Below are 25568 nucleotides of genomic sequence, written 5' to 3'. Positions count from 1 at the left end.
CAGGCCCCTCTCCCACCAGTGTGCGGTGGGCGGATCAAGGACCTGCGAGGATTGCCTCAAGATCAACCAAGGACCGGCTCTCTTGCTAGCTACACCAATCCCTGGGCCCGGTCCTTCGATGTCGATGCGCGGGAAATCTGAAAAATACTTCCGATATGGGGACCGGCCGGCTGCCGACTGGATGCCTGGCCTTTTTTCCGCAATATATTGCGATTTCATGGATGGTGGGGCATTCTCTCCTAGAGGAGCGCAGAAATCAGCAATATCTTGCGGAAGGGGAAAGATGGACGATGTCCAGGCCGTTGGAGCCAGTATCCGGCGCGCCCGCAAGGAGGCCGGCATTACCCAGGGCACGCTGGCTGACCTGGTGGGCACGTCCTCCCGAACCATCCATGCCATTGAAACGGGGACGGGCAACCCGTCACTGGGTACGGTTGCCGCCGCAGCCAATGCGGTGGGGCTGCACCTCAGGGCCGCTGATGACTGAGGACCTGCAGCGCCTGAAGTTCGTCCGCGGCGCAGACGTGTACAAGGCCGGCGTCCTGGCCGGGCACCTCTCCCGCACAGGCCGCGGCAGCGTGGCCTTCTCCTACACTGCCGAATACCTTGCCGCCGGCTCCCGCCCGGTGGCAACAACGCTGCCCCTAGCCGGGGATGCCGTGGAATCCCCCAGTGGTGCGCTGCCGGCCTTCTTCTCGGGGCTACTGCCGGAGGGCCACAGGCTCACCGTGCTCAAGGACGCCGTGAAGACGAGCCTCGGTGATGAGCTGAGCCTCCTCCTGGCGGTGGGCGCCGACATGCCCGGCGACGTGCAGGTTGTCCCGGCCGGTGAGCCGCTGGTGGAACAGCAGCCGCTGGCGGATACGTCCCGTCCCGAAGACCTGGACTTCTCCTACCTGGCGGACGCGGTGGATCCGCACGGACTGCCGGGCGTGCAGCACAAGGCAAGCGCCTCAATGATGACCACCCCGCTGGCGCTTGCCAACCGCCGCTACCTGCTCAAGCTGGATCCGCCCAGCTACCCGCATCTTGTCCTGAACGAGGCAGCCCATCTCACCGGAGCCAAAGCCCTGAAGATTCCCGTGGCCAGGCACAGCGTGGTCACGGACAAGCGCGGCACGCCCGGGCTGCTGGTGGAGCGGTTCGACCGTGCCCACTCCGACGGCCTGGTGCGCCTGGCGCTCGAGGACGGAGCGCAGGTGATGAACCTGCCGCCGGCGTCGAAATACGCCGTCACCTCCGAGCAGCTGGTCCTGGCGCTTGCTGATCTGTGCAGGGCAAAGGCCGTGGCCGTGCGGAACCTCTACCTGCAGTTCATCTTTGCCTGGCTCACAGGCAACGGGGACCTGCACGCCAAGAATGCCGCCGTCCTCGCCGGCAGGAACGGAAGCTGGACCGTGGCGCCGATGTACGACATCCCCTGCACCCTGCTCTACGGTGACGACACCATGGCGCTTCCCCTCGCCGGAAAGGTCAAGGGACTCAAGGCCAGGCACTGGCAGGAGTTCGCGGCCGCCATTGGGCTTCCTCCCCGGGCAGCGGCAGCAGCCAACACCCTGGCCCTCGCCGCGGCTGCGGGCATCCGGCTGGACGCCCTGCCCTTCGCGGGATCACCCCTCAACGGCGCGCTGCGGGAGCTCCGGTTCCGCCGTGACCAGATGGCGTCCTGACCCTCTCTGGGCTTGCAACTGATGCCAGCTATCGATTGACTTTCGATAGTTAGTAGCTGAAACTCGATATATGAAAATAAGCCGCCTGGCGGTCACCGCCCTCCGGATGGTCCTTGTGGTGGCCTTCCTCCTGCTGCTCCTGTTCCAGGTCATGTCCATCCCCGGGCAGTTCGCGCACATGGCGCAGGAGAATCCGGACCGTGCCAACCTTCAGTGGCCCCTCACCATCTTCTTCATCCTGGAGGTGGCCTGCGTCCAGGTGGTGATCGTGGGCACCTGGAAGCTGCTGACGCTCGTCAAGCGCGACAGGATTTTCAGCACCGGAGCCCTGGTGTGGGTGGATGCCATTGTCTGGGCCATCGCGGCCGGTTGGACGATGCTGGCTGCGCTTTCCGCACTCGTCGTCCTTAATGCCGACGATCCCGGACTCCCGCTCCTCCTGATCCTGATTCTGGTAGCCGGCGCCGCCCTGGGCCTGGTGGTGGTGGTGCTGCGCGCCCTGCTCCGGCAGGCTGCCGACCTCCGGGCGGACATGGAAGCGGTGATCTGATGCCCATTGTGGTGCGCATCGACGTCGAACTGGCCAGGCAGAAGATGAGCGTGGGGGAGTTCGCCGAACGTGTGGGCCTGACTCCCGCCAACGTGGCCGTGCTGAAAAACGGCCGCGCCAAGGCGGTACGCTTCAGCACCCTCGAGGCCATGTGCCGGGTGCTGGACTGCCAGCCGGGCGACCTGCTCGAGTTCGTGGAGGACGAGCCGCAGGGCCCGTGACCATGCTTTGGTCGGGCGGCCGCCAGGGGGCAGGTAGGGGAGTTGAAGCCCTTGACATGGCGGGCGTCCTCGAACCTACCCTGGAAGTGCTCAGGCAGTGGGCTATCCCGGTCCCCAAGGGAGCGACATGGCGCACGACAACACCGAACCCGAGGAAAATACTGAGCCTGCGCAGGAGGGGGAACCCAAGCCGGAGCAGGGGGCGCAGCCTGGGTCCGAGCCAGAGCAGCCGGAAAGTCCTACCGGCCAATGGGAGGACCCGCCCCGGCCGCCGAGCCCCAGCGGCTTCAACCCGGACTACTGGCCCAAATACTGGTCATGATCCGTTGCCTGCCGGCGGCGCGTCAGTGGCGCAGTCCGTGCAGCAGCCGCCGGCAACGGGACTGCCCTCCAGCCCGGCGTCCATGGCGCCCCTGGCCGGAACCGTGCAGCACACATCGCCGCGCCAGGCCTCGATCCCTTCCCGGACGGCGATGGCCGCGATCACCAGCGCGGCGGCAGCGTCTGCCCACCACCAGCCCACCGTGGCGTTCAGCAGCAGGCCGGCCAGGAGCACAGCCGACAGGTAGGTGCAAAGCAGCGTCTGCTTGGAGTCAGCTACCGCCGTTTTGGACCCCAGTTCGCGGCCGGCGCGGCGCTGCAGCCAGGACAGTACCGGCATGATGGCCAGGCTCAGTGCCGCAATGACGATGCCCGGCACTGATTGCTCCGCCCCTTCCCCAGCGGCCAGGGACCGGATGGCCTCGGCGGAAACAAAAGCGGCGAGGGCAAAGAAGGACAGGGCGATGATCCGCAGTGTCAGATGCTCGCGCCGTTCCGGATCCTTCGAGGCAAACTGCCAGGACAGCGCGACGGCGGAGGCAACCTCGATCACCGAGTCCAGGCCGAATCCGATCAGTGCAGCCGATCCGGCCACCCCGCCGGCCCAGAGGGCAACCACCGCCTCGATGACGTTGTAGGTGATGGTGGCGGCGGCGAAGAAGCGGATGCGGCGGGAGAGGACGGCGCGGCGTTCCGGGGCCGGCGACATCTGGAGTCCCGTCATGCCTGGCAGGTCCCGTCCGGTGCGCAGCACGCCGGATCGACGGCCAGCACGACGCCCAGCAGGTCGCGGATGGCGTGGCCCAGCCGTTCGTCCGCCAGTTCGTACCTGGTCCGCCTGCCGTCCGGTACTGCCGCCACCAGGCCGCAGCCGCGCAAGCATGCCAGGTGGTTGGACATGCTCTGCCGGGACACGCCAAGGGAGTCGGCCAGGTCCGAAGGGTACGCGCCGCCGTTGGCAAGGGCGAGGAGGATCCGGGCGCGGGTCGGGTCCGACACCGCATAACCGAACCGGGCCAGGACCGGAGCATGCGTGAGGGTCTGCATGAACCCCAGAGTACAGCGTCCCCTGAATTCAGGAGAGGCTGTACTCTGCGGACATGGCCCGTACCGGGCTCCCAGCAGACGTGGAGTGAAGCTACCCGTCTATTCGGATACAGCTGCACTCGGAGTCCGTGGACATCAGGAAAAAGAAGTGTGCGGCTGGCGCCCTGGCCCGACGATTGGGCTCTTCGGGTGCCGTTGCCTGGGGCGCCTATGCGGCGATCAGTGCCGGCGAGTGTGCCCTGCGGGCGGCAGCGCGCGGCGCCAGGACGCTGATGGTGCACGGCGCCTGCTGCGGATCGATTTTTGCTGGCAGGTGGTGGGTTTCGGAAGAGGCATGGAGCATTTCCAGCGCTTCCTGGTCCACCCGCGCATGCGAGATATCCAGTTCCACGCCCAGCCCTTCACGTAAGGAATTGGCGCGCTTGACGACTACATACAGTGCGTTGACGCTGTGGACGGTGACATGCCCCTTTGCAATCACCTGTGCCTTGGCGTGGTCGAGATCTACACGGACAACAATGTTCAGCTTGGAATTCAAGTTGTAAAGCCTTCCCCGGCATTGGCTGCGACGCTGCAGCTTCTTGCTTATGGCCGTTTGCATCAGCCTCATCCAGAGTAGGGACTGAATGTGATGCACGCAACATGAAGGTGTTTATTACATCGTTTGGTTTTCCTGCAGGGCGCCGACCGGAACGTCCGCCCGATCCGCATCAGCCGATGATGGGACGTTCCTCCGGAAGCCGGAACAGGCGCGGGTGTGCCGTCAGGGCCAGTGCGGAGGCCACCGCCACAGTGCCGATGCGTCCGGTAAACATCAGGGCCATCAGCACCCATTCGGCAGCAGGGGGCAGGTTGTAGGTGATGCCGGTGCTCATCCCTACAGTGGCGAACGCCGAGATGGCTTCAAAGAGGACCTTCTCGAGGCTGTAGTCGGTGAGTATCAGGAGGAGCATGGTTCCTGCGATGACGGCGGCAATGCCCAGGAGGGCAACGGAGAGGGCCTGGCGCTGTGAGGACGAACTGATGGAGCGGTGTGCAATGGTGACCTGGTCCCGGCCACGGACTTCATTCCAGATGGCGAAGCCCAGCACCAGGAAAGTGGTGATCTTGATGCCGCCTGCAGTGCCGGCGCTGCCGCCTCCGATAAACATCAGGATGTTGGTGACCATGAGTGTTTCCGGAGAAGCGGCGCCGTAATCGATGCTGTTAAATCCAGCTGTACGGGGAAAGACGCTGCCGGCGAATGAGCCGAGGATCTTTCCCGTGAGGGAAAGCGGGCCCAGTGTTTCATTCCTGTTCCACTCGAAGGCGGCGAACAGGGCGGTTCCCGCGGCCAGCAGCAGAAGGGTTCCGTAGATGGTCAGCCGCAGGTGGATGGACCAGTCCTTCGGTGCCACTTCCCCGCGGGTGAGCTGGATGATGACGGGGAAACCGAGTCCTCCGCCGATGATCGCCAGGCAGATCGGCGTGATGATCCAAGGGTCTTCGGCGAAGCCGATGAGGTTGTCGCTATAGAGGGAGAAGCCCGCGTTGTTGTCCGCGCAGGCCGATGCTCTTGCGCACCAGCAGTGCCAGCAGCGTTGCCAAGGTCATGATGCCGAATCCGCCCACCTGGATGAGGCCCAGGATGATGCCCTGGCCGAAGGGAGTCCAGAACGTTGCAGTATCCACGGTGATGAGGCCCGTGACGCAGACGGCAGAGACGGACGTGAACGCAGCCGGCATGAACCCTTCGGCCCCGCCGTCTGTCCGGGCAGCGGGGAGCATCAGCAGCCCGGTGCCCACGATGATGACCATCAGGAACGCCACCGGCACCGCCCTGACCGGATGGGACATCAGCCGGCTGACGACGTTTTCCCTGCCGGTGCCTTTTCCGTTCCTGGCGTCGCGGAGCATCTTCTGGACGGCGGCAACACTCGCTGTGTCCTGGCCAGTCTTCGGGGTGCCCGGCGCCGGCGGGCCGCTCCTGCGCAGGCTCATCCCACGTGGATGCCCGGGCGGGCGTCCGGGCAGGGTTCGTTTTCGCGGATGATTTCGCGGACCACCGGGGCAGTGTCTCCGCGGCCCAGGAGGAGGTACCGCATCAGGTGGGCCAGGGGATTTCCCTCAGACCACTCGAAGTAGGCGTGCGGCCGCACGCCGGTGCCGTCCCGCAGGGCCAGGAGGATCGCTGCGATGGCGTTGGGTGCGGCCGGGCTGTTGGCCCGCAGGATTCTGTGGCCGTCCACTTCCACGCCACGGACTTCCAGGATGTCGCTGAACTCGGAGGGGTCCGTGATGTCGATTTCCAGGAAGATGACGTCAGCGGTGCCCGGGACGGGGTTGTTCTCCCGCTGCACCGCTTCCTTGTCCCTGTACTCGGCGCCATCACGGTCCTGCGGACGGTTGGCGATCAGGTTGATCCGGCCGTCGAATTCCAGGGTGTCGCTGATGAAGCGGCGCGCCCCGTCGTCGAACTCAATCTTTTCCACGCGAAGCTCCGTGGTGCGGCTGATGCGGGAGACGAGGGAGACGGCAATGATGCCGAGGATGAAGAACGCGGAGATCGTGATGCCGTCCGGTTTCTCTATCACGTTGGCAGCCAGGGCGTAGAGCATCACCAGCGTGAGGACAGTGAAACCGATGGATGCCGCGCGCTGCTTCCGGCGGATGGCGGAAATGGTGACGGCGATGGCTCCGGAGACCATCATGGCCAGGATTCCGGTGGCGTACGCGCCCGCCTGGGCGTTGACGTCCGCATTGAAGCCGATGGTGATCAGGATGCTGATGGACGTGTAGACCAGTACCACGGGGCGCACGGCGCGGGACCAGTCCGGGGCCATTCCGTAGGAGGGAAGGTAGCGCGGGACGATGTTGATCAGGCCGGCCATCGCCGAGGCGCCGGCGAACCAGAGGATGAGAATGCTGCTGATGTCATAGACGGAGCCGAAGCCGTTGCCGAGCTGTTCGTGGGCAAGGTACGCGAGCGCCCGGCCGTTGGCTTCGCCCCCGTCCTGGAACAGGTCCGCGGGGATCAGCACCGTGGTGACGAAGCTGCTGCCAATCAGGTAGACGCTCATGATCAGCGCGGCTGCGGTCAGGAGCTTGCGGGTGTTCCTGATCCGGCCGGCGAGCTTCTCCTCCGGAGTGGTGCCTTTGGAGGCCACCAGCGGCATCATGCTGACGCCGGTCTCGAAGCCCGACAGTCCCAGCACCAGCAGCGGGAAAGCCATCAGGGCCGGGCCGATGACCCCGCCCAGGCCTCCGCCGGAGGACGTGAGGGCGCCGGTCCAGCCGCTCAAAGCACCGGGGGTAGTGAAGATCTCCACGGCCCCTGCCCCGATGATCACCGCATTCATCAGCAGGAAGACCGCCACCAGCGGGATGGCCACGGCCACGGCTTCCGAGAAGCCCATCAGGAACACCCCGCCCAGGATCAGGAGCAGGACCACGGTGATCGTGACGGCCTGGCCTTCCAGGAAACGGGGCAGGTACGGGTTCTCCAGCAGGTGCACGGTGGCGTCGGCCGCTGACAGGGTGATGGTAATGATCCAGGACGTGGCCACGAAGCCGAGCAGGACCAGCACGAAGACCTTTCCCCGCCAGAACGGCAGGAGCCGTTCGAGCATGGCCACGGACCCCTGCCCGTGGGGGCTTTCCTTCGCCACGCGCCGATACATTGGCAGCATTCCGAGCAGTGTCAGCGCCACGATCAGCAGGGTGGCGAGCGGGGACAGCGCGCCGGCGGCCAGGGCCGCGATGCCCGGAAGGTAGGACAGGGTTGAGAAGTAGTCCACTCCGGTGAGGCACATGACCTTCCACCAGCTCTGCTGCGGGGCATGGGCCTCGGCGGCTTCCGGGCCGACCGGCTGGTGCACCCGGTGTTCAAGGAGCCAGCGGACGAACAGGTTGCCGGGCTCCAGCTCGCGTTCAGGGTTTGGAACGGTAGCGGGAAGGGAGAACTGGGCGGAAGCCGTCAAGGACGTGTCTTTCTTTACGGCCTGGAAACGGGGCACACCGGTCCCGTTTTCAGGCGCGGCACTGTGCTGATAACCACCGGAGCGTAGCACCGGGCCGGCCCTGTCCAGCGGGCGTTTCCGGGGATCTTAATGCTTTCTTAACGCCCGGCCCGTTACTCCCGGAAGCGGTATCCCAGGCCTGTTTCGGTCAGCAGGTGTCGCGGATTGGCGGGATCGTTCTCAAGCTTCCGCCGCAGTTGGGCGAGGTAGACACGCAGGTATGCGGTTTCGCCGGCGTAGCCCGGGCCCCACACATGGGTGAGGATCTCGTCGTGGGACACGAGGGCGCCGCTGTTCCTGACGAGCAGTTCAAGAATGTTCCACTCGGTGGGGGTCAGCCGGACGGCGACTCCCCGCCGGGTCACCTGCTTATCGGGCAGGTCAACGGTGAAGCCCTCGGTCCTGACCACCGGGAGGTCTCCGGGCGCTCCGCGGCGCAGGGCGGCGCGGAGGCGGGCGAGCAGTTCATCCATACCGAACGGCTTTGTCACGTAGTCATCCGCGCCCGCGTCCAGCGCCTCGATCTTGTCATCGGAGCCGTGCCGTGCCGAGAGGACCACAATGGGAACCCTGTTCCAGCGCCTGAGCCTGCGAATGACGTCGACGCCGTCCAGGTCCGGGAGCCCCAAGTCCAGGATGATGATGTCCACCGGATGCTGCGCTGCCTGCGCCAGTGCGTCATGCCCGGTGAGCGCGGTGACCGTGGAATAGCCCCTGGCATTCAAATTGATCTGCAGCGCCCGCAGGATCTGGACCTCGTCATCGACAATCAGGACTGCCGCCACGATGCACCTCCCATGCCTGGCTCCGGCGCGACGCCGGTGGACAGCGGCAGCCGGACCACCATGGTCAGGCCTCCGCCCGGCGTGGGTTCGGCCAGGAGAACCCCGCCCATTGCCTCGGTGAATCCTTTCGCCACGGCAAGACCGAGGCCTATGCCGGTTCCGGGGGTGGTGTCATCGGCGCGCTGGAACGGCCGGAACATGGCCAGGACGTCATCAGCCGGTATGCCGATGCCGTGGTCCACAATGGTGAGTTCGCTGGCTGGTACATCCCCAATCCTGGCGCTGCCTGCACCCCCTACTGCGCCGGCGATCACCACGTTGGAGTCAGGGGCATACTTGAGCGCGTTCTCCACAAGGTTCGCGATGACCCGCTCCAGCATTCCCGGATCGGCATCGACGGGAGGCATGTTGTCCGGTAACAACACCCGAAGGTGCTCCGATTCAACCGCCCGCAGGGCCTCGCCTACAACATCTGCCCAGTAGACCGGGCGGATGAGCGGTGCCACGGAATCGGCCGTGATCCTGGACATGTCCAGGAGGTTGCTGACCAGCCGGTCCAGCCTGTCCGCGCCATGCTCGATCGTCGCGAGGAGTTCCCCCTGCTCGCCCGGTCCGAGGGTAATGGTCTTATCCCGCAGGCTGCTGGAGGCGAGCTTGATACCGGCCAGGGGCGTGCGCAGATCGTGGGACACGGCCCGCAGGATGGATGTGCGCATGGTGTTGCCTTCCGCCAGGCGCAGGTTTTCACGCTGGCTTGCGGAGAGTTCTTCGCGCTGGACCAACGCCAGCAGGTGCGCCCCGAACGCCGGGAGCAGCCGCCTTTCGTCCTGCGACAGTTCCTTACCGGCCAGGGTCAACATCCTGTCGCCGTCCAACTGCTCCGCCGTGTCCGCTGCAGAGACGTCACCCGGCCGCACTTCGCCGGAGAACTCCTGGAGCTTCCACGCGGATCCCCTTCCTGGTCCGGGCCGGTGCCTCACCCACAGTCCTGCCCCCTTGGCCTGGAAATGCTCCCGGACCTGGTCCAGGAATGCGGGAATGCTGTTACCTTCGGCGACTGCACGCCGGCTCAGGTCACCCAGCACCGCGGCTTCCGCCCCGGCAATGTGCGCTTCCTTGCTGAGTTTGGCTGACCGGTCCACCACCAGCGACACAGCGACCGCTACGACAACAAATATCAGCAATGCCAGGACATTTTCCGGATCAATGACCGACAACGACCCCACGGGCCGGACGCTGAAGTAATTGACGATCAGCCCCGCAACAACCGCCGCCGCGACCGCAGGCCACAGGCCCCCAAGCAGCGCCACCCCCACAATTCCAGTGAGGTGGACCAGCATATCCGTGGAGAGCTGGTCGTGCGGGAGGAGATCGAGGATGAATTGCAGGATGGGGGGAAGCCCCAGGGCCAAGGCGAAGGCCGGGATTTCCCGCCGCCGTCCCAACCGCGGGCGCGACCGCCGTTGACTGTGGGACAGGCCAGGCGGGCGGTTCACCAGGTGCACGTCGGTGGCGCCGGCGTCCCGCAGTACTTCGGCTGCCACCCCACGGCGGCTGCTGAACCGGCGTCGGCGGGAGGGCGCTCCGAGCACAATCTGGGTGGAGTTGATGCTCCTGGCGAAGGCAGAAAGCGTCGAGCCCACGTCCTCTCCTCCAATGGCGTGGAAAACCCCTCCAAGCTCCGACGTGAGCCGGCGCAGCGATTCCAGTTCCAGGTCCTTGCCCGGCTCCGTCCCGTGTCCGTCGCTGCTGGTGCGGACGTGGACCACATGGAGCTCCCCGCCGGCGGCCGCTGCCAGCATTTTCGCGGCCCTGCGCACCAATTCCTGGTCCAGGGCCGTTCCACCCACCCCGACGGTGATCTTTTCCCGTGCAGGCCAGCTGTCGCCGGCTCTCTTCGACTGGTTGTAGCCGGCCAGGTCCGCGTCTACCTGCTGGGCAAGCCACAACAACGCCAGCTCCCGCAAAGATGCAAGGGTGCCGACGCGGAAAACACCGGCCAGGGCAGCATCGGCCTCCTCCTGACTCCCGAAGATCTTTCCGTCAGCCAGCCGCTGGCGCAGCAACTCCGGTGAAGCATCCACCAATTCGATCTGGTCGGCACGCCGCACCACGGCGTCCGGCACCGTGTGTGGTTCCCGCACGCCTGTGACCTCCGCGGCGGCGTCCGACAACGATGCCACGTTCCTGATATCCAACGTGGAGATGACATCCATGCCGGCCTCGAGCAGGGCGTCCACCTGCTTTCAGCGGGCCACGCCGGCCGGTGCTGCAGCGTAGTCGTCAACCAGGACGATTGCCGGTGCACGGACCTTCAGGGCCTGGACGTCCAGCCCGCCTTCCAGGTCCTGGCTTTCCGGTTTCGGGCACAGTTCAAGGCCTGCCAGAAGCTCTTCGTTATCCGTCCGGCCCCGCGGGGCAGCGGCACCGACAACAACATCTGCGCCTTCGCCGGCCAGCCTCCGGCCTTCTTCCAGCAGCGCAAACGTCTTTCCCGCCCCGGGACCCGCCCCAAGAAGAATACGCAGATTACCTCGTGCCATGGGTCCATTGTTCCTCCTGCCTGACGCGCGAGGGCCGCAGGATGATTCCGGCCTGCGGCCATGAATGCTCCGAGGGTGGAGTATCCCCTTCCTCCACCGGTCAGCCCGGGTGGATCATGTACCCATGGGCAAGCGCGCGAGCAGCGGCCTTGGCGGCGCTGACGGTTCCGGGTCCACTGGACGGCCGGAACCGGCTGGACCGCAGGGCCGGCCGGGGCCGCCGGGCCAGCCGGACCATGTGGTGGTGTTCGTCCACGGCATGGGCCGAGCCCTCAAAGGCGGGACCCTGCAGGAATGGGCCCAGCCACTGATGCTGAGCCTGCACGACCTCTCCCTGGACCTGGTCCCCGACAGCACGCACCCGCACCTGGTCATCACCAAGGCGAACGCGGTGGGTGACCCTCCGGAAGTGCTGGCCAAGGTCCTCCGCAGCGCTGCGGACGGTACTCCGGAATATCTCACCGTGCTCATGACAGAGGCGTCCTGGGGCAGGGACTTCGAACCGGCGTCGGCCGCGTCCACGTACTCCTGGGCACTGCGGACCGCCCTGCGCGTGTACCTGCGGTCCCTCCAGCTGATCAAGTGGAACCTGTATCCCGGGCGGCAAAAGAACATCCGGTGGTTCGGGGCCTGGCTGCGGCAACTCGTCCTGACCTCGCTGGCAGCCTTTGCCGGGTTCTTCATCCTGCTGGCGGTGCTGGTGGCGCTGCTGCTGATCATCGGCCTGGCATGGATCCCGGGTCCGGGCCGGTGGATCGGGAAGCTTGTGTCCCTGTTTGCCGACTTCCTGGGCGATCCGCAGGTGTGGAAGCGCAAGCCCCTGCAGGCGGCAGCGATGCGACAGCGGGTGGTGGACACGCTCCAGCGCTGGGACCACTGCCCGGAAACACAGGTCACCGTCGTGGCGCACAGCCAGGGTGCCGCCATCACGGGGCAGGTCCTGTTCCAGAACCAGGCCCGCGCCACCAACTTTGTCAGCGTGGGCAGCGGGCTGGACCTGCTGGGCTATGCGCAGTGGGGCGGGGGAGCGGGCGAGGACCCGGTGACGGACTGGCTGGCCAATCCCCAGCGGCCGCGCTGGATCAACGTCTGGGGGAAGTTCGACTTCGTGCCGGCCGGGCCCATCTCCACGCACGCCCACGGGCCGCGTCCCGTCTTCGGCAAGATCTACGCCCGGGACAGTGAGGGCGACGGCGGCCCCGGTCCCGAGGAACATCCGGTGTACAACAGGTCCGCCCTGATTTATGACCACATTGTCTACTCCAAGAACCGCGTAGAGGTGCTGGACCCGCTGGCGCGGCTGATCCTGGATCCGCCGCCGCCGGATTCCGGCGGGCTGGCCTTGAGGATGCTCGACGGCGACCGGCGGCTCCGCCCGCACCGCGTCATGGTGAAGAGCCTGGGAGTGACGCGGCTGCTCGCTGTCCTCACCTCGGGACTAAGCGCGCCGGCTGCGCTGGCCTGGCTCGGGTCGCAGGACTGGGCGCGGAACCTGGTCCGGTGCGGGCGGCCCGGGGAGGGGCCGGACCCGTGGTGGTCCGCCTGGCTGTGTTCCGGCCCCACCTACCATTGGGCGCACTTGCAGGACTGGGGCGTGCTGGTTGCGGCAACGGCAGTGTTTGCCGGCCTACTGGTGGCGCTCCTGAACGGGCCGGTGTGGGGAGTGCTGCACGACCGGCTCCAGCGGATGCGCCGCCCGTCCTTCACGCAATCGAGCGACCCCACCCGCAACCCGCCGGCCAACCCGTGGTGGTACGTGGCGTGGTACCTGCTGGTCGTGACGGCGGTGGCCGTGGCCGTGCCTTTCCTGCTGGCATGGCCGGACCTGCCGTGGGTGGTGGTTGTTGTACTGGTGGTGGCGCTGTGGGCGTTGTGCTTCACGCGCACCGGCATCACCGGCCTGCCGGCACGGACCGTCCTGCAGGAAGCGTAGCCTGTGGCACCCAAGCCAGTGGCACCCGGGGCGCCGGCCGCCGTCGAACGCAACTTGCCGCCCGCCGTCGAACGCGGCGGACAGCCAGATCCTCACCCCACTGCTTCGGAAAGCCTTCCGGCTGACACCGTGACCGGCGCGGCTGACCAGCGCTCGCGCTCCGGTTCGTAGGAGATGACGACGGCGGTGCTGCTGTCCTTCGCCTCGTCCATGGCAAGCAGCAGGGCGTCCTCCACGTGCCGGGCGTATTCCAGCCGCTCGGCCAGCGAGCCCTGGAGCTCGTCGTCGTCAATAAGCACATGGCCCTTGCCGTCCACGATGACCTTCAGCGAATAGCCCTGGTCCTCCTGGAGGGACCCGCGGGTGGATGAAATTTCGGTGACTCTGTCTGCCCGGACCAGCCCGTTGCCGAGCGTTCGGATCCACACTTCACCCATCGACTGACCTCCCCTTTGGTATGGGCGCGGATCAGCGCCCCATAAGGCGAACGCTACTCCTCCGCGGGGCGTTTGTGACCCCCGATTCGCTTCATTTGCGGGCCTTTCGGCCCTTCCGGACCGGAGTTGCCGCGGGGACGATGTTGGCAGGGGGCACGTCCAATGATTTTGCCGTTATCTGGCTCCGGGAGATGGCATGGCTGACAAGACGGTGACCAGCCGCGGCGGCAACGTTGTGTCTGTCCTGGTTAACGCCGCGATGATGTGGGGGATCAACATCTGGCCGGGCTGGCGGGTGGTGCCGTTCCTGACCCCGGATACGGACCGCGTGCTCGGCATCATCAACGCGTCACTGACCGCAGGCATCGTGGCGAACCTCGTCTTTGTGGTGATCCGCAACAGGGGCATCATGGCGCTGGGAAACCTGGTGGTCCTGGGAATAGGGCTCGCCGCCACGTTCCGCTTGTGGGAGGTCTTCCCTTTCGACTTCGGGGACAGCTGGCCGGGCTGGCCCGTGGTGGTGCGCGTGCTGCTGGGGCTGGGCATCGTGGGCTCCATCATCGGCATGGTGGTGGAAATCGTAGCCTTGTTCAGGTCGCTGGCAGGCTTCGGAGAGCGGGCCCGCCAGTAGTCTCCCGCCGCCGGGGAAATGCGGCTTGGGGTTGTACCGCGCTGCGCGCTGAAGCCCGGGTTCGGTGCGCACGGACAGTCCCTGCGTACTGACGCCGGCATTCGGTGCGCAGGCCGGGCGGCGGCGCCTCGCGGGCGGCCATAAAATAAATCTGATGACTTCCCCCGATGCCCCCCAGTCCTTCAGCCTGCGCGGCATCGCGGTGGCAGCTTTCGGGCCCACGCTGCTCTATGGGATCGGCACGGGCGCCATCCTGCCGGTGGTGGCCCTGACCGCACGGGATCTGGGTGCCTCGGTGGCTGTGGCCGCCCTGATCGTCACCCTGATCGGGCTGGGCTCCTGGTTCTTCAACCTGCCCGCCTCCCTGGTGACGCTCAAATTCGGTGAGCGCTGGTCAATCGTGGGCGCCGCCGTCGCAGCCGGCCTCGCGCTCGCGGCCGCCGGGCTGACGTCGCTGGTGCCCGACGGACTCTGGCTGCTCGCTGCGGCGATGGCCGTCGTCGGAATGTCAGGGGCGGTGTTTGGGCTGGCCCGGCAGAAGTACCTCACCGAGGCCGTGCCCGTGGAATTCCGGGCGCGGGCGCTGTCCACCCTGGGCGGCGTGAACCGGATCGGTGTGTTCATCGGGCCGTTCTTGGGCGCGGCCGTAATGCAGTTTTCCGGCATCGGCGGCGCGTACTGGGTGGGGGTGGTGGCCATGGCGGGCGCCGCGCTGCTGTCACTCACCATTCCGGACCTGGCCGTAGCTCCAGCGCCCGACGGCGGACACAAGGGTCCGGAGCCCACGCTGCGGAGCGTCGCGGTGTCCCACGCAGGTGTGTTCCTCAGCCTGGGCATGGGCATCCTGCTGCTCAGCGCGCTGCGCTCGTCCCGGCAGGTGGTCATCCCGCTGTGGGCGGACCACCTGGGCATGGACGCGACGTCGGCCTCCCTGATTTACGGGCTTTCCGGGGCCATCGACATGCTGGTGTTCTATCCCGCGGGCAAGCTCATGGACCGGAAAGGCCGGCAGTTTGTTGCCGTGCCCTCCACGCTGATCATGGGGACAGCGCTGCTGCTGATTCCTCTTACGGGATCGTTTGTAGGGCTCCTGCTGGCTGCGCTGCTGATCGGGTTTGGCAACGGGATCAGTTCCGGACTGGTGATGACCCTCGGGGCGGACTTTTCGCCGGACCGCGGCCGCGGGCAGTTCCTGGGGCTGTGGCGGTTCATGGCCGATGCCGGGTCTACCGCCGGTCCCGTGCTCCTTTCCGGGGTGACTGCCGTTGCCACCCTGGGCGCGGGGGTCTCAGCCACGGGCATCCTGGGCTTTGCGGCGGCGGCCGTGTTCGCCGTCGTGATTCCCCGCCTGAAGCACCGGCGCAACTACTAGGGATATCCTCGACAGATGAGTGAACGGGGCGTGAGCACTCGGATAAGTCCGTTGCGCAAAGCCATGTGGTGGCTGCAGGACTACCTTTATGCCGCGGGATGGCAGGTCCGGGGAGTGTTGTCGCGGGTCCAGCCAGGGTCCTTCCACCAGGGCCACCGGCGGCCCGTGGTGATCATTCCGGGCGTTTACGAAAACTGGCAGTTCATGATGCCGCTCATCCAGTGCATCCACGACGCCGGCCATCCCGTCCACGTGGTCACGGTGCTGCAGCGGAACAAGCTCGAGGTGCCCGTCGCCGCGCGGATGGTGGCCCAGCACATCGAGGAAGCGGGCCTGCAGGACGCTGCGATCGTGGCGCACAGCAAGGGCGGCCTGATCGGCAAGTACACCATGCTGATGCTCGACCCCGAGCAGCGGATCGACCGGATGATCACCGTGTGCACGCCGTTTTCGGGATCGCGCTATGCCAGGTACATGCTGCTGCCCACCCTGAGGATCTTCTCGCCGCGCAACGCCCTGACGCTGGAGCTCGCCCGCGAGGAAGCCATCAACAGCCGCATCACCTCCGTTTACGGACCGTTCGATCCGCACATTCCGGAGGGCAGCGTCCTTCCCGGTGCCACCAACATCGAGCTGCCCACAGCCGGGCATTTCAGGATTTTGGGTGACCCTGAGACGGCGCGGATCATCGTTGAGCAGCTGAACCCCGACGAGCCGTGACCCCCGATCTGGGCGACCCGGACGTGGGCGGCTCCGGCCCTGAACGCTGGCCCGGCCGCCGGCCCGACGGCGGCGCCGGCTCCCGTCCGGGGCCCGACAGCGGCGCCGACCACTCTGGCCAGGAGCGCGCCGTGCCGGCGGAGCCGGACCACTCACCCTCCAGCAACGCGGTGGAAAGGCGGCAAAGCAGGTGGGCCACCGTCCTGGCGGTGCTGCAGCGGGTGCTGTACCTGGCGGTGACTGTTGCCGTCGGCTGGGCGGTGTACTTCTTCCTGCTGTCGCGGCTTTCGCGCGGTCCCGAGCAGGCGTGGGTGTTCCTGCCGGTCTGGCTGATCCTGGCGTATGCGCTGCTGCCGCGTGTCCATAAAATCCTGAGCAGCCTCTACATCCCGGACTACTTTATTGGCAGGGCCAGGACGGGCGACGGCGTCCTGGGCGATCCCGTGAACCTCGCCGTGGTGGGGACGAGGGAGGAGCTCCGCCGGGCCATGCGCACCGCCGGCTGGATGGAGGCCGACCCCATTACCCCGGCCACGGCCTGGCACACCCTCACTTCCACGGTGCTGGGCCGCAGCTATCCGGCCGCGCCCGTCAGCTCGCTCTACGTGTTCGGCAACCGGCAGGACCTGGCATTCCAGCGCGAGATCGACGGGAATCCGCGCAAGCGGCACCACGTCCGGTTCTGGAAATGCCCGCCCGGATGGCTGCTGCCCGGCGGCCTGTCCGTCGACTGGGTGGGTGCCGGAACGTACGACCGCAGCGTGGGCCTGTCCTTGTTCACGTTCCAGATCACGCACAAGATTGCCGACCGCACCGACGAGGAACGCGACTTCATCATCGCCACGCTGCAGGCGGCCGATGCGGTGCAGTCAGTCCACGTCATCCTCAACTACTCCAGCGGCTACCACCACCGCAACGGCGGCGGCGACGCCATCCGTACCGACGGGCACCTGCCCATCATCGATTTGTACGAGCCGGGACGGCCGGGCGTGGTCGGGTCCTAGTGTGCGTTGAAGGGAGTGCTGGTTGCCGGAGCCAGGCTTCCGCTCGTAGCGGTCAGTGTGCAGGCGGTCGCCTTCCCTGCAATTTCGAGTTCGGGAAACGAAACAGCTCCCGGTGATACGAAGGGGAGCGTGCCTTTGATGCTGCAGTGGGACGCCAGCGTGACCCGGGCAAGGGCATCCGTTTGGTTATCGAAGGCGTCCAGGACGTGAACCGTTACTGCAGGAGTGATGGGTTTGTTTTTCTCAACGTCGGGGCTGATGGCCGTGAAGACGAGTTTCGCTGGCGCCGCTGCGCTTATGGTTGCGGTTATTGGTTCCGGACTTGCCAACCCCGGCGCGGAAAGCCTAAGGGTTGGTGTGCCTGCTTTGGTGTCCCCGTAGAAGAACGACGCCGACGCTGACCCGGCGGGGACAGTCGCAGTGTTGATCCGCGCGCCGTTAGCCGTGGCGGCAAAGATTCCCGTTGCTGTTGAGCTAGTGGACAGGCTTATGGAGAAGGATCCGGCCGTGACAGCATTTCCGTACGCGTCCTGGCGCTCCACTGTGATGGGGCCGAGGAGGGCAGCGGACGACGCTGGCCCCGCAGGATGGTTTCCAGCTGTGAGTACGAGTTTGACTGCAGCTGCGGGGATGACTGTGAAACTGCCGCTGACCGTACCTGCATACCCGGTACTGGACGCGACGAGCGTATAGCCGGCACCAGCCTTGTTGATCGAAAGCCCGTCGAAGGTGGCCGTGCCGGACCAGTCGGTCCTGGCCGTAACCGTTCCAGAGAGCGTCCCTCCCCCGGGGTTGGCACCGATGCCAATCGTGACTGGCACTCCGGATTCCCAGACCTCAAATCCGAAGATGGTCCGCAACTGGACCTTGACGGACGTCATGGGTGAGCCCGCCGTCACCGTGGCGGACGGTTGTGAGCTGAACGTCAGGTCACGCAAGCTGGATACGTTCACGGTGCCGCTTGTTGTACTGGCCGCGGTCCAGGATCGGTAGACGGCGGTGACCGTGTACTTGTGTGTGCCTTCGGGGACGGAGGTGTCCGTGCAAGTGCTGGCGGCGATAGGTGCAACGGGGCTGGAACCGCAGGCTGCGAATGCGGCCGTGCCGGAGACCCGAGTGACGAAGTAGCCGGCTGGGGTGACCGTCCCCGGCGACGGGGTCCAGCTGACAGTGACGTTGGAGTTACTGCTGGCAGGCACGGCTACGTTGGTGGGCGGAAGCAGCGTGGCGACTGACGCCGTCGTGCTTCCCGTTCCTGACGCTTCCCAGAAGGCGGAAGCGGGGACTGCGCCCAGCAAAGCGCCAATGACTACCGTGACGGCGATCGCCGCGCAGGAGTGCAGGACCCTGCAAAACGCCGCCAGCTCCCGTCGAAGCCGGGGGCGGGCTTCGGGGGAGCTGGCGGCGGTGGACATAGGACCTTCCGGACGTCGTCTTCGGGAGCAGTTAGGCGGGCTTTCTCACCATCGGGCCAGGACCCTGACCGTCTGTGTCAGTAATGCCAGTCCCTGCCCTCTTCAGCTTGCCGAGAAGTACAGGGGGACTGAGGCGTTCTTGCAGCCGTCCTGGTTGGTATCCCGGTTGATCATCTGCAGCGTTACTGTTCCTGTTGTGGTGCCGCCATTGGGGGCAATTTCGACGGGAGTGAAAGTGGGAGACACGATCTGGAAATCCGCCGCGGAGCAGCCGGAGGTGGGTGTCCAGGCGCTGTTGTTGTCGTCGGCGATAGTAACAACAACGTTTGAGAGCTTCTGGACGCCTGTGCCCGGGTTCGTCACCGTATACTCAACGGTCTGGATCGGGCCGCCAGGGGAGAGTGGTTCCCCCGTGATTTTGCTGGTGATGGTGAAGTTTTTTGACGTGTCAGCATTTGTGGTGGCACTCCCGGTTCCAGCGGCAGTCCAGTATGCGAAGGCGGCGCCGCCGCCGATGGCTACCAGTGCCACCGTGGTTCCGATGATGCGCTTCTTACGTCCAGCAACCTTGGCCATGTGAATCCCCTTGAAGAATTTGTGCGGTGTACGCAGAGACCTTGTGAGCCCTGAGCGGCTCCGATAGGAATACCTTCGCGGGGATTCATCAACTTACACCCGAGTAATTCCTCAATTTTAAGTCAAGAGTTCCGACGTTTCCGCAGGTCAAGGGCCTGCCAATTGCTTGTGGAGGGCTGCCCGCCGGATGCGACGATCCACTGACCGCGAAGAACTCCGTAGCCATAACACCCCCGGGGGTATACGATGGCGAGGTACCCACCAGCAGGAGCAACTGCCTGAGGAGGCACCATGAGCTACACGCACACCATCACCGTTCCGCTTGCCTGGGACGAGGCGCTGCAGCAGACCAAGGACGCCCTGGCCGAGCAGGGTTTCGGCATTCTTTCGGAGATCAACGTCCGGGCCACCTTTGAAGCCAAGCTGGGGCCAGAGGCGGCCGCATCCCTTGGCGACTACATCATCCTCGGCGCCTGCAACCCCAACCTGGCCAGCCGTGCCCTCGCAGCCGAGCCGGACATGGGTGCCCTGCTGCCCTGCAACGTTGTGGTCCGCCGCAGCACCGACGCCAGTGAAACCACCATCCAGGCGATCGATCCGCAGACCATGGTGCAGCTCAGCGACAATCCGGCGGTCAAGGACGTAGCGGACGACGCCGACACGCGTCTCCGCGCGGCCCTCGCCCGCCTGAATGGCAGCGTCAGCCCCGGCGGCAGCGCCGGCCCGGGGAGCTGAGACGCGTGACCGGCGGCGGCCAGGCCGGCGGCCCTTCGGGGGAGCATGGGCCGGCGGAACTGCAGCACCCGCGCTTCGCCCGGGCCTACGCCCGGGCGGTTGAGGAGATGAACCGCCGCGGCGCTACCGAACACCGCCGTGAGCTGCTCGCCGGACTGCATGGGTCCGTCGTCGAAATCGGCGCCGGGGACGGTTCCGCCTTCGCGCTGTACCCGCCGGCCGTTACTTGTGTGCTGGCCATCGAGCCGGACGACGACCTCAGGAGCATCGCCGCCGCCAAAGCAGCCTCCGCTCCGGTGCCTGTCACGGTCCGTGCCGGAGCTGCCGAACACATTCCCGCAGCCGACGCCAGCGTGGATGCCGTTGTGTCCAGCCTGGTTCGGTGCAGCGTCAGCGAGCAGGCCCCCGTGCTGGCCGAGATCCGGCGCGTCCTGCGTCCCGGGGGGATCCTTGCTTTCTACGAGCACGTACGCTCGGACAACCGGCTGTTCGCGGCAGTGGAGGACCTGTTGGCGCCTGCATGGCAGCGGTTCGCCGGCGGATGCCATCCAAACCGGGACACTGTGGCGGCCATCGGGGAGGCTGGCTTTGTTCCGGTAGGCAGCCGGCGCTTCAATTTCGCCGTCCTTCCGTTGTCGCCCGTCCTGGCCCATGTGCTGGGCACGGCCGTCAGTCCCGGGCCACCCGCCGGGGCCTGATTGCGGCAAACAGGGTGGAAATCCCGGCGCCGCCATTGGGGGGAAGGGCGGCGCCGGGATGTTTGAGGAGCACGACGTCCGCTTGCAGGGGGACAGACGTGCTCACCGTCTCACGGCTGCCAGGCGCCGGGCGAGTGGCCGTTGTTACCTGGCGGAGCCCACTTCAAGACGCCGCCAGGAGAGTGATGGGCCGCGAGGTCAATCCGGCTGGATGGCCTGCTGCCTGCGCTGCCGCTGCCCGTCTCCTGACAGCCACTACTATCCACCGGGCCCATCAAAATACTCACCAGTAATGCGTCAAGGTTCGGTCAAGGTTTCCCTGGCCTGCAGGGACTCAGCGCCTTGCCGGGACACGTCGTCGTGCGGCGTACGCGAACAGGGACGTCGTGGCAACCGTGGCCAGGTAGCCTGCGATCACAATCAGTGAGATTCCTGCCCAGAAATAGTGGGTGGTGCTGGTCTCCTGCCAGGGGCTCGGGGCAATGCGCGCCAGCGAGTACAGGGCCACCGCGGCCGACGCCAGTCCGATGAAAACCGGAAGCGTCAGCCAGATCCGGGCCGAACCGATGTGCCCGCCAAACCCGTCCCACGCATTCCACGACCCGCGGCGGATGATGAGCCAGCCGGCAGGAATCATGAACGCGCCCACCAGCAGGAACGCCGCCACCACGTCTGCCGGCCGGTGCCACTGATTGATCAGCGTGGAAACCCCGGACGCGATGGCAAACGTGCCGCCGACGAATCCGGCCATCGGACGCCAGCGGGGCGAAGCCATCAGGAACACCGCGGCCGCCGCCGACGCCGCCAGCGTGGTGTGGCCGGAGGGCAGCGAGTTCAGCTCCAGCGTGATCACTCCCTTGTCCGGGCGGGCCGGCAGAAGATCCTTCAGTACTTGCGTGGCGATGTTCGCGCCGACGCAGGCTGCCACCGCAATCCCCGCTTCTGCCCAGTGCTTGCGGATCACGGTGACGAACAGGACCACGACGGCGGCCATCACCAGCGAGACGGTGGGCAAGAGATCCAGGAACTTGGTGGTTGCCTTGCCGGCCGGCCCATGGAGCTCCACGGCCTCCACGAGTGCGGACTCGTCGATGAACTGGCCGGTGGTGGTCTGGACGAAGTAGTAGTAGGTGGCCACCAGCCCGGACACACAGGCAAGCGTGGCCAGCACGAACAGGAAGCCCGACCCCGTTGCGGGTCGGGCTGCGGTCCTGCTCGTTGCCTGCCGTTGAAAAGTCATCGCTTAAAGGGTGTCACAGAAAGCTGGGATCCCGCCGCACGTTGGACCTCGCCCACCGCGCCCTGCGACGGGAATGCGTAACTCTTGCCCTGGTGCCGGAACTGAACCCGCGTGAAGACGGCGGACCCGGGACGGGACGGCTCCAAAGGTCACGCATTTACGGACGCTTGTACAGTTGAATCCATGCCAACCGACCCGCCCCAGGTGCCCGCGCTCGAGGAACTGCTGGCCGGAGCGCACGTGGTGTCCCTGCCCATGCGCGTCAAGTTCCGCGGCATCATGGAGCGGGAGTCGCTGCTGCTGCGGGGCCCGGCCGGGTGGGGTGAGTTCTGCCCGTTTCCCGAGTACGGCGACGCCGAGGCGTCCCGCTGGCTTGCCGCCGCCATCGAGGCTGCCTGGGAGGGGTTCCCCGCGGCGCTGCGTTCCGTTATCCCGGTGAACGCCACCGTTCCTGCCGTGCCTGCCGCGCGGGTGCCGGAGGTACTGGCGCGGTTTGGCCGGGTGGACGCCGTGAAGGTCAAGGTTGCGGAGCGCGGCCACACCCTCGACGACGACACCGCCCGGGTTGCCGCCGTGCGGGCCGCGCTGCCGGACGCCGCCATCCGCGTGGATGCCAACGGGGGCTGGGACGTGCCCGGGGCGGTGGAGGCACTCACCCGGCTTGCCGGCGTCGGGCTTGAATACGCCGAGCAGCCCGTTCCCGCCATCGACGGACTGGCCGAGGTCCGCCGGCAGCTGCAGGCCGCGGGCACCCCCGTGCTAATCGCTGCGGACGAGAGCGTCCGCAAGGAGTCCGATCCCCTGCGCGTGGCGCGGGCCGGGGCTGCCGACCTCCTGGTGGTCAAGGTGGCGCCGCTCGGGGGAGTGCGGCGCGCGCTGGACATCGTGGCGCAGGCCGGGCTGCCCGCCGTCGTCAGCTCTGCGCTGGACACCTCCGTGGGCATCCGCGCGGGCCTCGCCCTGGCTGCCGCCCTGCCCGAGTTGCCGTATGCATGCGGGCTGGGGACGGTGTCCCTGTTTGAATCGGACATCACCACGGATCCTTTGGTGTCCGACGACGGCGCCATCCGCCTCCGCGATGCGGCCGCCGACGCCGGGCTGCTTGAGCGGTATGCGGCATCCGCGGAACGCCGGGACTGGTGGCTGGCCCGGCTGCGCCGCGTCCACGCGCTCCTGGCCGCCTGAGTCCCTCTCTCACTTGACGCAGGCTTTCCGGAGACCCTCTCTCACTTAATGTGGGTTTTTTTGAAACCCTCTTTCACATGACACGGCCTTTCCTGAACCCCTCCGGCACGTTTCTGCAGGTCACGTGCGGTTAACCGGAACTTCACCCGGCATACTACTGCGCGTAGAAACCGGCTGACAGGGTGGGCGGGACCTCGTAGAAATTCCTTGGAAGGCCCCCATGTCTGAAACGACTGCCCGCAAGTTCACCCTGCTGCCGATGCTCGGCCATACCAAGGGCAAGCGCAGCGCCGTCACCTGCGCGCTGAAGTGCGACAACGCCTGCGCCGGCGACGTCTGCAACACCAGCTCCAACAGCTACTTCCGTGACATCGTCTCCACCACAATGTCCCGCCGCGCCGCCCTGGGCTTCGGCGCCGCCGGCGCGCTCGCCGTCGTCCTCGGATCCGCCGCAACCTCCCCGGAATCCGCACATGCCGCAGGCCTGTCCAAGGCCGCGAAGGAAGGCTTCGGCAAGTCCAAGCTGCAGTTCACGGCCATCCCGTCGATCGATGCCGCCGTGGACGCCGTGACCGTCCCGGAAGGCTTCACCTGGCAACCGGTCATCCGCTGGGGTGACCCCATCTTCGACGGCGCGCCCGAGTTCGACCTGCACAACCAGACGGCCGCCGCGCAGGAAAAGCAGTTCGGCTACAACAATGACTACACGGACATCCTGGAAATCCCGGGCAGCAAGGGCCGCCGCGCGGTGCTGTTCTCCAACCACGAGTACACGAACGACGCCATCATGTTCCCGGCCACTATGCCGGCAGACCAGATGCGCGCTGTGGGGGCGGCCGCGCACGGCCTGTCCGTGGTGGAGTTGGAGCGCACGAACAAGAACAAGCCGTGGACCTACGTGAAGGGTGCTCCGCTTAACCGCCGCTTCCTGAACACAACGGTGTACGAACTGACCGGCCCGGCCGCCGGCTCGTCGCTCCTCAAAACTGTTGACGACCCTGCAGGCCGGTTCATCAAGGGCACCCTGGGCAACTGCGCCGGCGGCACCACCCCGTGGGGCACCATCCTGTCCGGCGAAGAAAACTTCCAGGGCTACTTCGTGGGCAACGGCACTTCCGCTGGCGACAAGCGCTACGGCATCACGTCCAAGCCCACCGCCCGCCAGTGGGAACTGGACGAGCCGCGCTGGGACACTCGCAACCCCGGCTACGAGAATGAGGCGAACCGCTTCGGCTGGATCGTGGAAGTTGACCCGTTCGACCCCACGTCCACGCCGAAGAAGCACTCCATGCTGGGCCGCTTCAAGCACGAAGGCGCCAACGTGATCATCGCGGAGTCCGGGCACGTGGTCGCCTACTCCGGCGACGATGAGCGCTTCGACTACCTGTACAAGTTCGTCTCGAAGGACAAGTACCGCGAGGGTGACCGCAAGCACAACATGACACTGCTGTCCGCGGGCAGCCTCTACGTTGCCAAGTTCACGGGCAACTCGCCGGCAGCTGAAATCACCGGAACCGGGGCCGTGCCCGCCGACGGCGCCTTCGACGGCATCGGCGAGTGGCTGCCGCTGGTGGTGGACGGGGCTTCCGCTGTTCCGGGCATGACCGTCGAGGAGGTCCTGGTCTACACCCGCCTTGCCGCCGACAAGGTAGGTCCCACCAAGATGGACCGCTGTGAGGACGTGGAGCCCAGCCTGCACACCGGCAAGGTCTACGTGGCCTGCACCAACAACTCCAACCGCGGCGTCGGGTCCAACGAGGGCGCCACCGAGGTCAATCCCCGCAACCAGAACCGCGACGGCCACATCGTGGAGATCACCGAAACCGGCGGACAGACCTCCGCCACCTTCGCCTGGAACCTGTTGATGGTCTGCGGCGATCCGGCCCAGGGTGACGTCACCTACTTCTCCGGCTTCCCGGTGGACAAGGTCTCGCCCATCTCCTGCCCGGACAACCTGGCCTTCGACTCCGTGGGCAACCTCTGGATCTCCACGGACGGCGCCCCCTCCGGCATCGGCCGCGCGGACGGGCTGTTCAAGGTCACCCTGGACGGCGCAGAACGCGGCAAGGTGGAGCAGTTCCTCGCCGTTCCCCGCGACGCCGAGACCTGCGGCCCCATCATCCACGACGAGGAGCGTTCGGTCTTCGTTGCCGTGCAGCACCCGGGCGAGGACGGCACCTTCGACGCGCAGGTTTCCTTCTTCCCGGACTACGTCGCGGAAGGCACGACGCCGGCACCCGGCCAGGCGCGCGCACCGCGTCCGTCCGTGATCCAGGTGTTCCGCGGCTAGCCTGCGACGCTCTCTCACTTAACGCAGGTTTTGCGCCAACGCTCTCTCACTCCCTGCTGCCTTTAGGCCAACGCTATATCACCTTGTCGTCCGGCTTTGGGCGGCAGGTGATAGAGCGTTCCGGTCTACCCCGCATCAGGTGATAGAGCGTTCCGGCTTACCCCGCATCAGGTGATAGAGCGTTCCGGTAAAACCAA

Annotated in this window: 24 protein-coding genes and 2 pseudogenes; 13 read left to right on the top strand and 13 right to left on the bottom strand. The window is 66.3% G+C overall.

The window, feature by feature from the left end; all coding sequences use genetic code 11:
* Positions 1–283 precede the first annotated feature (283 nt).
* From NFU08_RS18580 to NFU08_RS18565, 4 genes are all read left to right on the top strand, one after another.
* A complete protein-coding gene (locus NFU08_RS18580; RefSeq protein WP_251425252.1) occupies positions 284–487 on the top strand; it encodes a helix-turn-helix transcriptional regulator in 204 nt (67 codons plus the stop codon).
* Positions 480–1670, top strand: a complete 1191-nt coding sequence (locus tag NFU08_RS18575; RefSeq protein WP_251425249.1) for a type II toxin-antitoxin system HipA family toxin — start codon at positions 480–482, stop codon at positions 1668–1670. The genes NFU08_RS18580 and NFU08_RS18575 overlap by 8 nt, the downstream gene beginning before the upstream one ends.
* Before the next feature lie 70 nt (positions 1671–1740).
* A complete protein-coding gene (locus NFU08_RS18570) occupies positions 1741–2220 on the top strand; it encodes a DUF2975 domain-containing protein (protein WP_251425246.1) in 480 nt (159 codons plus the stop codon).
* Positions 2220–2441 (top strand): helix-turn-helix transcriptional regulator, encoded by a 222-nt coding sequence (locus NFU08_RS18565; RefSeq protein WP_174180178.1) that lies wholly within the window; start codon positions 2220–2222, stop codon positions 2439–2441. Before NFU08_RS18570 ends, NFU08_RS18565 begins: the two co-directional genes overlap by 1 nt.
* 316 nt (positions 2442–2757) lie before the next feature.
* On the opposite strand, the gene NFU08_RS18560 is transcribed toward NFU08_RS18565, so the two are convergent.
* From NFU08_RS18560 to NFU08_RS21050, 9 genes and pseudogenes are all read right to left on the bottom strand, one after another.
* Positions 2758–3486, bottom strand: a complete 729-nt coding sequence (locus NFU08_RS18560) for a cation transporter (RefSeq protein WP_251425243.1) — start codon at positions 3484–3486, stop codon at positions 2758–2760.
* Positions 3483–3809, bottom strand: coding sequence for a helix-turn-helix transcriptional regulator (locus NFU08_RS18555; RefSeq protein ID WP_174180174.1), 327 nt, complete (start codon positions 3807–3809; stop codon positions 3483–3485). Before NFU08_RS18555 ends, NFU08_RS18560 begins: the two co-directional genes overlap by 4 nt.
* Positions 3810–4017: 208 nt before the next feature.
* Positions 4018–4347, bottom strand: coding sequence for a hypothetical protein (locus NFU08_RS18550; protein ID WP_174180207.1), 330 nt, complete (start codon positions 4345–4347; stop codon positions 4018–4020).
* 172 nt (positions 4348–4519) lie between these two features.
* Positions 4520–5323: pseudogene (locus NFU08_RS18545) on the bottom strand (potassium transporter TrkG); the annotation flags it as partial.
* On the bottom strand, positions 5319–5789 hold the full coding sequence (locus NFU08_RS20930) for a hypothetical protein (protein WP_309296845.1): 471 nt from the start codon (positions 5787–5789) through the stop codon (positions 5319–5321). The pseudogene NFU08_RS18545 and the gene NFU08_RS20930, both read right to left, overlap by 5 nt.
* A complete protein-coding gene (locus NFU08_RS18540) occupies positions 5786–7768 on the bottom strand; it encodes an amino acid transporter (RefSeq protein ID WP_251425240.1) in 1983 nt (660 codons plus the stop codon). The genes NFU08_RS20930 and NFU08_RS18540 overlap by 4 nt, the downstream gene beginning before the upstream one ends.
* 152 nt (positions 7769–7920) lie before the next feature.
* Positions 7921–8592 (bottom strand): response regulator, encoded by a 672-nt coding sequence (locus NFU08_RS18535; protein WP_251425238.1) that lies wholly within the window; start codon positions 8590–8592, stop codon positions 7921–7923.
* Positions 8577–10088, bottom strand: coding sequence for a DUF4118 domain-containing protein (locus NFU08_RS21055; RefSeq protein WP_397426177.1), 1512 nt, complete (start codon positions 10086–10088; stop codon positions 8577–8579). The genes NFU08_RS18535 and NFU08_RS21055 overlap by 16 nt, the downstream gene beginning before the upstream one ends.
* Before the next feature lie 84 nt (positions 10089–10172).
* Positions 10173–11135 (bottom strand): annotated as a pseudogene (locus tag NFU08_RS21050) (universal stress protein); the annotation flags it as partial.
* A 124-nt stretch (positions 11136–11259) separates the two neighbouring features.
* Here NFU08_RS21050 and NFU08_RS18520 point away from each other — a divergent pair.
* Positions 11260–13068 (top strand): hypothetical protein, encoded by a 1809-nt coding sequence (locus NFU08_RS18520; protein ID WP_251425235.1) that lies wholly within the window; start codon positions 11260–11262, stop codon positions 13066–13068.
* Between the two features lie 92 nt (positions 13069–13160).
* Here NFU08_RS18520 and NFU08_RS18515 read toward each other — a convergent pair whose 3' ends face one another.
* Positions 13161–13505, bottom strand: a complete 345-nt coding sequence (locus NFU08_RS18515; RefSeq protein WP_251425232.1) for a hypothetical protein — start codon at positions 13503–13505, stop codon at positions 13161–13163.
* A 196-nt stretch (positions 13506–13701) separates the two neighbouring features.
* On the opposite strand from NFU08_RS18515, the gene NFU08_RS18510 reads away from it, so the two are divergent.
* The 4 genes from NFU08_RS18510 to NFU08_RS18495 all read left to right on the top strand — a co-directional run bounded on the left by NFU08_RS18510 (position 13702) and on the right by NFU08_RS18495 (position 17232).
* Complete coding sequence (locus NFU08_RS18510) at positions 13702–14136, top strand: hypothetical protein (RefSeq protein WP_251425229.1); 435 nt, start codon at positions 13702–13704, stop codon at positions 14134–14136.
* A gap of 154 nt (positions 14137–14290) precedes the next feature.
* Positions 14291–15508 carry an MFS transporter gene (locus NFU08_RS18505; RefSeq protein WP_251425226.1) on the top strand — a complete coding sequence of 406 codons (1218 nt, stop codon included), beginning with the start codon at positions 14291–14293 and terminating at the stop codon, positions 15506–15508.
* 15 nt (positions 15509–15523) lie between these two features.
* Positions 15524–16228 carry a triacylglycerol lipase gene (locus NFU08_RS18500; RefSeq protein ID WP_251425223.1) on the top strand — a complete coding sequence of 235 codons (705 nt, stop codon included), beginning with the start codon at positions 15524–15526 and terminating at the stop codon, positions 16226–16228.
* Complete coding sequence (locus NFU08_RS18495) at positions 16225–17232, top strand: LssY C-terminal domain-containing protein (protein ID WP_251425220.1); 1008 nt, start codon at positions 16225–16227, stop codon at positions 17230–17232. Before NFU08_RS18500 ends, NFU08_RS18495 begins: the two co-directional genes overlap by 4 nt.
* On the opposite strand, the gene NFU08_RS18490 is transcribed toward NFU08_RS18495, so the two are convergent.
* Both NFU08_RS18490 and NFU08_RS18485 read right to left on the bottom strand, forming a co-directional pair.
* On the bottom strand, positions 17229–18647 hold the full coding sequence (locus NFU08_RS18490; protein ID WP_251425217.1) for a hypothetical protein: 1419 nt from the start codon (positions 18645–18647) through the stop codon (positions 17229–17231). The two genes, NFU08_RS18495 and NFU08_RS18490, sit on opposite strands and share 4 nt — an antisense overlap.
* Before the next feature lie 102 nt (positions 18648–18749).
* Positions 18750–19223 (bottom strand): hypothetical protein, encoded by a 474-nt coding sequence (locus NFU08_RS18485; RefSeq protein WP_251425214.1) that lies wholly within the window; start codon positions 19221–19223, stop codon positions 18750–18752.
* 291 nt (positions 19224–19514) lie between these two features.
* Here NFU08_RS18485 and NFU08_RS18480 point away from each other — a divergent pair, with 291 nt between their 5' ends.
* Entirely contained in the window at positions 19515–19958 is a 444-nt protein-coding gene (locus NFU08_RS18480; protein WP_251425211.1) for a DUF302 domain-containing protein, read from the top strand.
* A gap of 5 nt (positions 19959–19963) precedes the next feature.
* Positions 19964–20656, top strand: coding sequence for a class I SAM-dependent methyltransferase (locus NFU08_RS18475; RefSeq protein ID WP_251425208.1), 693 nt, complete (start codon positions 19964–19966; stop codon positions 20654–20656).
* A 334-nt stretch (positions 20657–20990) separates the two neighbouring features.
* Here the strand turns inward: NFU08_RS18475 and NFU08_RS18470 are convergent, their stop codons facing one another.
* A complete protein-coding gene (locus NFU08_RS18470) occupies positions 20991–21896 on the bottom strand; it encodes a phosphatase PAP2 family protein (RefSeq protein WP_174180145.1) in 906 nt (301 codons plus the stop codon).
* Between the two features lie 183 nt (positions 21897–22079).
* Between NFU08_RS18470 and NFU08_RS18465 the strand changes: the two genes are divergently transcribed.
* Together NFU08_RS18465 and NFU08_RS18460 are read left to right on the top strand one after the other, a co-directional pair.
* Positions 22080–23081: an o-succinylbenzoate synthase gene (locus tag NFU08_RS18465; RefSeq protein ID WP_251425205.1), complete on the top strand. Its 1002-nt coding sequence runs from the start codon at positions 22080–22082 to the stop codon at positions 23079–23081.
* Between the two features lie 220 nt (positions 23082–23301).
* A complete protein-coding gene (locus tag NFU08_RS18460; protein ID WP_251425202.1) occupies positions 23302–25371 on the top strand; it encodes a PhoX family phosphatase in 2070 nt (689 codons plus the stop codon).
* The last annotated feature ends 197 nt before the right edge of the window (positions 25372–25568 follow it).

Origin of the sequence: Pseudarthrobacter sp. NCCP-2145, assembly GCF_023708005.1 — a bacterium.
GTDB classification, from domain to species: Bacteria; Actinomycetota; Actinomycetes; order Actinomycetales; family Micrococcaceae; genus Arthrobacter; species Arthrobacter oxydans.
The sequence above is the reverse complement of the archived record's forward strand: the minus strand, read 5'-3'. Positions and strand labels throughout refer to the sequence as shown.

Excerpts from the sequence above, each read along its gene's own strand:
- NFU08_RS18520 (WP_251425235.1), top strand. The coding sequence starts at position 11,260 with ATGGGCAAGCGCGCGAGCAGCGGCCTTGGCGGCGCTGACGGTTCCGGG.
- NFU08_RS20930 (WP_309296845.1), bottom strand. The coding sequence starts at position 5,789 with ATGAGCCTGCGCAGGAGCGGCCCGCCGGCGCCGGGCACCCCGAAGACT.
- NFU08_RS18580 (WP_251425252.1), top strand. The coding sequence starts at position 284 with ATGGACGATGTCCAGGCCGTTGGAGCCAGTATCCGGCGCGCCCGCAAG.
- NFU08_RS18565 (WP_174180178.1), top strand. The coding sequence starts at position 2,220 with ATGCCCATTGTGGTGCGCATCGACGTCGAACTGGCCAGGCAGAAGATG.
- NFU08_RS18485 (WP_251425214.1), bottom strand. The coding sequence starts at position 19,223 with ATGGCCAAGGTTGCTGGACGTAAGAAGCGCATCATCGGAACCACGGTG.
- NFU08_RS18500 (WP_251425223.1), top strand. The coding sequence starts at position 15,524 with ATGAGTGAACGGGGCGTGAGCACTCGGATAAGTCCGTTGCGCAAAGCC.
- NFU08_RS18470 (WP_174180145.1), bottom strand. The coding sequence starts at position 21,896 with ATGACTTTTCAACGGCAGGCAACGAGCAGGACCGCAGCCCGACCCGCA.
- NFU08_RS18465 (WP_251425205.1), top strand. The coding sequence starts at position 22,080 with ATGCCAACCGACCCGCCCCAGGTGCCCGCGCTCGAGGAACTGCTGGCC.
- NFU08_RS18460 (WP_251425202.1), top strand. The coding sequence starts at position 23,302 with ATGTCTGAAACGACTGCCCGCAAGTTCACCCTGCTGCCGATGCTCGGC.
- NFU08_RS18515 (WP_251425232.1), bottom strand. The coding sequence starts at position 13,505 with ATGGGTGAAGTGTGGATCCGAACGCTCGGCAACGGGCTGGTCCGGGCA.
- NFU08_RS18570 (WP_251425246.1), top strand. The coding sequence starts at position 1,741 with ATGAAAATAAGCCGCCTGGCGGTCACCGCCCTCCGGATGGTCCTTGTG.
- NFU08_RS18480 (WP_251425211.1), top strand. The coding sequence starts at position 19,515 with ATGAGCTACACGCACACCATCACCGTTCCGCTTGCCTGGGACGAGGCG.
- NFU08_RS18490 (WP_251425217.1), bottom strand. The coding sequence starts at position 18,647 with ATGTCCACCGCCGCCAGCTCCCCCGAAGCCCGCCCCCGGCTTCGACGG.
- NFU08_RS18575 (WP_251425249.1), top strand. The coding sequence starts at position 480 with ATGACTGAGGACCTGCAGCGCCTGAAGTTCGTCCGCGGCGCAGACGTG.
- NFU08_RS18560 (WP_251425243.1), bottom strand. The coding sequence starts at position 3,486 with ATGACGGGACTCCAGATGTCGCCGGCCCCGGAACGCCGCGCCGTCCTC.
- NFU08_RS18555 (WP_174180174.1), bottom strand. The coding sequence starts at position 3,809 with ATGCAGACCCTCACGCATGCTCCGGTCCTGGCCCGGTTCGGTTATGCG.
- NFU08_RS18505 (WP_251425226.1), top strand. The coding sequence starts at position 14,291 with ATGACTTCCCCCGATGCCCCCCAGTCCTTCAGCCTGCGCGGCATCGCG.
- NFU08_RS18510 (WP_251425229.1), top strand. The coding sequence starts at position 13,702 with ATGGCTGACAAGACGGTGACCAGCCGCGGCGGCAACGTTGTGTCTGTC.